7 protein-coding genes are annotated in these 2,934 nt (G+C 37.7%); 6 read left to right on the forward strand and 1 reads right to left on the reverse strand.

Going from position 1 to position 2,934, the window contains the following annotated elements; genetic code table 11:
• The first annotated feature begins 65 nt into the window (after positions 1-65).
• The 6 genes from amaP (at position 66) to EKM80_RS14640 (ending at position 2,224) form a co-directional block, all read left to right on the forward strand.
• Positions 66-626 (forward strand): alkaline shock response membrane anchor protein AmaP, encoded by a 561-nt coding sequence (amaP, locus tag EKM80_RS14615; RefSeq protein WP_057775567.1) that lies wholly within the window; start codon positions 66-68, stop codon positions 624-626.
• Between the two features lie 11 nt (positions 627-637).
• Positions 638-823 (forward strand): DUF2273 domain-containing protein, encoded by a 186-nt coding sequence (locus EKM80_RS14620; protein WP_003596522.1) that lies wholly within the window; start codon positions 638-640, stop codon positions 821-823.
• A 27-nt stretch (positions 824-850) separates the two neighbouring features.
• Positions 851-1,393, forward strand: a complete 543-nt coding sequence (locus EKM80_RS14625) for an Asp23/Gls24 family envelope stress response protein (RefSeq protein ID WP_125554405.1) — start codon at positions 851-853, stop codon at positions 1,391-1,393.
• A 14-nt stretch (positions 1,394-1,407) separates the two neighbouring features.
• Complete coding sequence (locus EKM80_RS14630; RefSeq protein WP_003680323.1) at positions 1,408-1,659, forward strand: GlsB/YeaQ/YmgE family stress response membrane protein; 252 nt, start codon at positions 1,408-1,410, stop codon at positions 1,657-1,659.
• 11 nt (positions 1,660-1,670) lie between these two features.
• Positions 1,671-1,811 (forward strand): hypothetical protein, encoded by a 141-nt coding sequence (locus tag EKM80_RS14635; RefSeq protein WP_003681696.1) that lies wholly within the window; start codon positions 1,671-1,673, stop codon positions 1,809-1,811.
• Between the two features lie 197 nt (positions 1,812-2,008).
• Positions 2,009-2,224, forward strand: a complete 216-nt coding sequence (locus EKM80_RS14640) for a CsbD family protein (RefSeq protein WP_003680381.1) — start codon at positions 2,009-2,011, stop codon at positions 2,222-2,224.
• 461 nt (positions 2,225-2,685) lie between these two features.
• Here EKM80_RS14640 and EKM80_RS14970 read toward each other — a convergent pair.
• Positions 2,686-2,934, reverse strand: a 249-nt coding sequence (locus EKM80_RS14970) for a hypothetical protein (protein ID WP_164509593.1), incomplete at its 5' end; no start/stop codon positions are given.

Consider the following 2,934-nt stretch of genomic DNA (forward strand, 5'->3'; position numbering starts at 1 on the left):
AGCGCCTGAGTCGTTAAGTACAAAGAAGTAAGTTTCTAAATTTAATAATACGAGGTGGTGATGATTTGCGATTTATATTTAAGGCATTAATAGTAGTTGTTATTATCCTTGCATTTCCTTTATCCATAGTTCTTGTCTTTAAAAATTGGTCAACGGCCATTGGTACTAGTACACCCATGTCATTAAAGCTTGGTTGGTTGGAGCAGTACGAACCGATATACCTCTTTTGGAGTGGAGTAATTCTGGCGGTACTGTTAATTATTTTTTTGCTTATCACACTTTTTTGGCCACGGTCACAATCATTATATCTTCATCAAAAGTCTGATGGTCAAGTGACCGTCAGTAAGAAAGCTATTGAACATTTTGCGCTTTCAGCACTTCAACATGAACCCTTTATTGGCAACCCCAAGGTATCATCTAAGTTATCACGAAAAGGGATCACACTTAAAATATCGGGTGATCTACTAAATTCAGTCAATGCCAAGCAACAGACTGCAAATTTTCTTAATCAATTAAAAAAAGATTTGCGTATTTGTCTTGGAATTTCTGAACAGAAAAAAATTAAAATCAGACTCGTTGATTTTAATGAGTTGGACGCTAATGTGCAACAATCTCGAGTTGTCTAGGAGGTGATAACGTGACCGAACTCATTAAAGCCTATTTTTGGCCACTAATTGGTGGAATTATGGGATTGCTCTTAGCGGTCCTTATCATCACTTTTGGATTTTTCAAGACGCTTTTTGTTTTGATTTTTATGGCAATCGGGATTACCGCGGGTTATTATATTCAAAAAACTGGTATCTTAACAAATGTTTTTAAATAACTGTTTGAATTATAAGGAGGAAAAATTATGCAGAATGGAACGCCAAGTGAGAAAACAACAACTAACGAAAAGTCTGGTGTTAAAGGCAATTTAACATTTGATGATAAGGTTATTCAAAAGATCATTGGTATCGCACTTTCTGAAGTAGATGGCTTATTAACCGTAGATGGCGGCTTTTTCGCAAATGTTGCTGAAAAACTAGTTAATACTTCAGATGTCACATCAGGAATTGATGTAGAGGTTGGAAAAAAGCAGGTTGCAGTGGATCTCGACATTGTTGCTGAATACGGCATTGATATTTCTAAACTGTATGACAAGATCAAAAATGTTATCGTTCGGGAATTAAAGAATATGACCGAATTAGAAGTAATTGAGGTAAATGTGAATGTTGTTGATGTCAAGACAAAGGAGCAATATGAAAAAGATTCGACTTCTCTGCAAGATCGCGTGAGCGATGCCACAGACAAAACGAAGGAAGCCGTCAGTAAGGGCGCAAAGAAATCGAAGGAAACATTAGGTGACAGCATTGATAAAGTAACGTCTGACAATAAATCTAGTCGTGTTAACTAAGGGAGTGAGTAAATATGGGACTTATATGGTCATTAATCGTCGGGGCAATCATTGGTGCCATTGCTGGCGCAATCACTAACCGTGGTGCTGCTATGGGCTGGATTGCAAATATCGTAGCTGGTTTAATCGGTGCGTGGATTGGCCAAGGGCTCCTTGGCACTTGGGGCCCTTCGTTAGCTGGCATGGCATTGATACCATCGATCATCGGGGCAATTATTTTAGTTCTGATTGTTTCATTAGTTGTTGGTCGAACCAGTAAAAAGTAAGGGGGAATTTTATGGACGTCTTGAAAAGTGTATTTAAGTTTATGATTGCTTCTACGCTCATTGTAGGTGGTGTCCTCATCGGTGGCACCGTCTTGGCTGCTAAGAAAGTAGATGGCATTGGTGATACATTGCAACAAAAATTACATGGATAATTAGCCAAATTTATCTGTATTAGGCTTCTTAGAACGTAAATGATTGAGCAATTGAAGATCAGTTAATCAATATTTAAATTTGCAATCTACCTTATAAGTGTCATTCACACTATCTCTTGTAGGATCTCCTTATTAGACAAGCAAATTAAAATGTGGAATAATACTGTTGTAACAAATACATTATGGGAGGTTATATTATGAGTCTAGATGACAAAATTGATAGCACCAAAGATAAGGTAAGTGGAAAAGCTAAAGAAGTTGAAGGCAAGGTTACGAACGACAAGGCCCGCGAAGCTGAAGGTAAGGGTCAAGGTATTCTAGGTAAGGCTAAAGATAAACTGTCAGATGCCAAAGATGCTGTTAAAGATACGGTTGATAACGTAAAGGAAAAGTTAGATAAAGACGATAAATAAATTATCATTTTTAAGAAGACCAAAATCTGGTCTTCTTTTATTTTTTCACGCTTGTTACCTTGTTTTTTCTCCACACTGTAATACGCGGCTTATGTGGTCGCTGCGGCTTTTTACGTTACCACCGTCCATCTTTAAGCTGATGTTCTAAGTCACCCAAGCAACGTGTCTCTGTGCGACTGACAAGGCCAAATCTGCTATTTACCATCTGGCCCATGCCGGCCACCTCCAAATTTTGGGCAAAATAAAAACGCCACGCTATTTAGCACGACGTCTATTATCCTTACACCATCTTATCGAGCCGAGCACCCGCCTGTGCCCACTCCGGAAACTCATACCCGTATTTACTATGAATTAATCATGATATCGCCACCTCCTGACCATATGCAAAAAAAACAGTGATTAGCTGAACTTTTCGATAAATCTATTAAAAGTTTCCGTAGTCCCATTTGCAATTAGTACAACTAAAGCTTCATAGCTAATTTATCAAATTCTTGTATATCAATACCCGTTGCTCCAATTAAATCAAGAATAATCTCCTTTGCTAAGTCTTTACTATAGGAATTTAATTGTTCTGTGAAATCTGGCTCTTCACTTTCATACAGGCCATTGAGCAGTGGAATAATGTAACTATAGATATACACTATTAGTGGATATTCGGTAGATTGCAAATTTAATCCGAATTTTTGGACAAATTTGTCAGCATAACCTGA

This window comes from Loigolactobacillus jiayinensis (genome assembly GCF_003946445.1).
GTDB classification, from domain to species: domain Bacteria; phylum Bacillota; class Bacilli; order Lactobacillales; family Lactobacillaceae; genus Loigolactobacillus; species Loigolactobacillus jiayinensis.

Excerpts from the sequence above, each read along its gene's own strand:
- EKM80_RS14640 (WP_003680381.1), top strand. The coding sequence starts at position 2,009 with ATGAGTCTAGATGACAAAATTGATAGCACCAAAGATAAGGTAAGTGGA.
- EKM80_RS14625 (WP_125554405.1), top strand. The coding sequence starts at position 851 with ATGCAGAATGGAACGCCAAGTGAGAAAACAACAACTAACGAAAAGTCT.
- EKM80_RS14630 (WP_003680323.1), top strand. The coding sequence starts at position 1,408 with ATGGGACTTATATGGTCATTAATCGTCGGGGCAATCATTGGTGCCATT.
- EKM80_RS14635 (WP_003681696.1), top strand. The coding sequence starts at position 1,671 with ATGGACGTCTTGAAAAGTGTATTTAAGTTTATGATTGCTTCTACGCTC.